Origin of the sequence: Endozoicomonas sp. Mp262 (genome assembly GCF_025643335.1) — a bacterium.
Lineage (GTDB): Bacteria > Pseudomonadota > Gammaproteobacteria > Pseudomonadales > Endozoicomonadaceae > Endonucleibacter.
Genome location: NZ_CP092489.1, coordinates 1035001 through 1037500, shown reverse-complemented (window position 1 = coordinate 1037500; position 2500 = coordinate 1035001). Strand labels below are relative to the sequence as shown.

The window sequence follows — 2500 nt, the reverse complement described above, 5'->3', positions numbered from 1 at the left end:
GGCGCCATAGTCGCAGGGTGTAGACCCGAAACCGGGCGATCTAGCCATGAGCAGGTTGAAGATCAGGTAACACTGATTGGAGGACCGAACCCACCGTCGTTGAAAAGCCGGGGGATGACTTGTGGCTAGGAGTGAAAGGCTAATCAAGCCCGGAGATAGCTGGTTCTCCTCGAAAGCTATTTAGGTAGCGCCTCGTGTCTCACCATCGGGGGTAGAGCACTGTTTGGGCTAGGGGGTCATCCCGACTTACCAACCCCATGCAAACTCCGAATACCGATGAGTGCAATCACGGGAGACACACGGCGGGTGCTAACGTCCGTCGTGGAAAGGGAAACAACCCAGACCGTCAGCTAAGGTCCCCAAGTAATAGTTAAGTGGGAAACGATGTGAGAAGGCCCAGACAGCCAGGAGGTTGGCTTAGAAGCAGCCACCCTTTAAAGAAAGCGTAATAGCTCACTGGTCGAGTCGGCTCGCGCGGAAGATGTAACGGGGCTCAAACTATTCACCGAAGCTACGGGTTCAGCACTTAGGTGTTGAGCGGTAGAGGAGCGTCCTGTAAGCCGTTGAAGGTCAAGCCGGGAGGCAGGCTGGAGGTATCAGGAGTGCGAATGCTGACATGAGTAACGATAAAGGGGGTGAGAGGCCCCCTCGCCGGAAGACCAAGGGTTCCTGCGCAACGCTAATCGGCGCAGGGTGAGTCGGCCCCTAAGGTGAGGTCGAAAGACGTAATCGATGGGAAACGGGTTAATATTCCCGTACCGCTGTTGACTGCGATGGAGTGACGGAGAAGGCTAGGCCAGCATGGCGATGGTTGTCCATGTTTAAGGTCGTAGGCCGAGGGTTCAGGCAAATCCGGACCCTCAAGGCCGAGAACCGATGACGACCGATCTTTAAGATCGGGAAGTGGTCGATGCCAGGCTTCCAGGAAAAACTTCTAAGCTTCAGGTCAACAGGGACCGTACCCCAAACCGACACAGGTGGTCAGGTAGAGAATACCAAGGCGCTTGAGAGAACTCGGGTGAAGGAACTAGGCAAAATGGTACCGTAACTTCGGGAGAAGGTACGCCCCCGCCGGTGATCGGACTTGCTCCGTAAGCTAGTGGGGGTCGCAGAGACCAGTTGGCTGCGACTGTTTATTAAAAACACAGCACTGTGCAAACACGAAAGTGGACGTATACGGTGTGACGCCTGCCCGGTGCCGGAAGGTTAATTGATGGGGTTACCTCACCACCAAATTGCTCTTATGTACTACATATATGTGATTCAAAACGTAAACGATGAGACAGATTTTTATCTGGGTTATAGCTCTGATCTTCGAAAAAGATTAGATCAACATAATTCGGGTATGAATGCTTCTACCAAGGGTAGAATATGGCGCATTGCTTACTATGAAGCATATCAAGTCAAAGAGTTTGCGAGAGCTCGCGAAGCTAAACTAAAGCGCAACAAAAAAATGCGTCAGATGTTAATGCAACGTGTGCGAGAGCAATTTGGTGGTGAGGGAAGCTCTTGATCGAAGCCCCGGTAAACGGCGGCCGTAACTATAACGGTCCTAAGGTAGCGAAATTCCTTGTCGGGTAAGTTCCGACCTGCACGAATGGCGTAACGATGGCCAAGCTGTCTCCACCCGAGACTCAGTGAAATTGAAATCGCTGTTAAGATGCAGTGTATCCGCGGCTAGACGGAAAGACCCCGTGAACCTTTACTATAGCTTCACAGTGGATCTTGATGTTGCTTGTGTAGGATAGGTGGGAGGCTTTGAAGCGTGGACGCCAGTCTGCGTGGAGCCAACCTTGAAATACCACCCTGGCAATATTGAGGTTCTAACCCAGGTCCCTAATCGGGATCGGGGACATTGTGTGGTGGGTAGTTTGACTGGGGCGGTCTCCTCCCAAAGAGTAACGGAGGAGCACGAAGGTGCGCTAAGTACGGTCGGACATCGTACGGTTAGTGTAAAGGCACAAGCGCGCTTGACTGCGAGAGGTACATCTCGAGCAGGTACGAAAGTAGGTCTTAGTGATCCGGTGGTTCTGAATGGAAGGGCCATCGCTCAACGGATAAAAGGTACTCCGGGGATAACAGGCTGATACCGCCCAAGAGTTCACATCGACGGCGGTGTTTGGCACCTCGATGTCGGCTCATCACATCCTGGGGCTGAAGCCGGTCCCAAGGGTATGGCTGTTCGCCATTTAAAGTGGTACGCGAGCTGGGTTTAGAACGTCGTGAGACAGTTCGGTCCCTATCTGCCGTGGACGTTGGAAGTTTGAGGAGAGCTGCTCCTAGTACGAGAGGACCGGAGTGGACGAACCACTGGTGTTCGGGTTGTGTCGCCAGACGCATTGCCCGGTAGCTATGTTCGGACGGGATAACCGCTGAAAGCATCTAAGCGGGAAGCCCCCTTCAAGATGAGACTTCCCTGACTCCTAGAGAGTCCTGAAGAGCCGTTAAAGACTATGACGTTGATAGGCTGGGTGTGTAAGCGTTGTGAGGCGTTGAGCTA

General features: G+C 53.0%; 1 rRNA gene (cut by both window edges). It reads left to right on the top strand.

Features of this window, described 5'->3' with window-relative positions:
- A 23S ribosomal RNA gene (locus MJ595_RS04515) occupies nucleotides 1–2500 on the top strand (it extends past both window edges: 940 nt to the left, 32 nt to the right).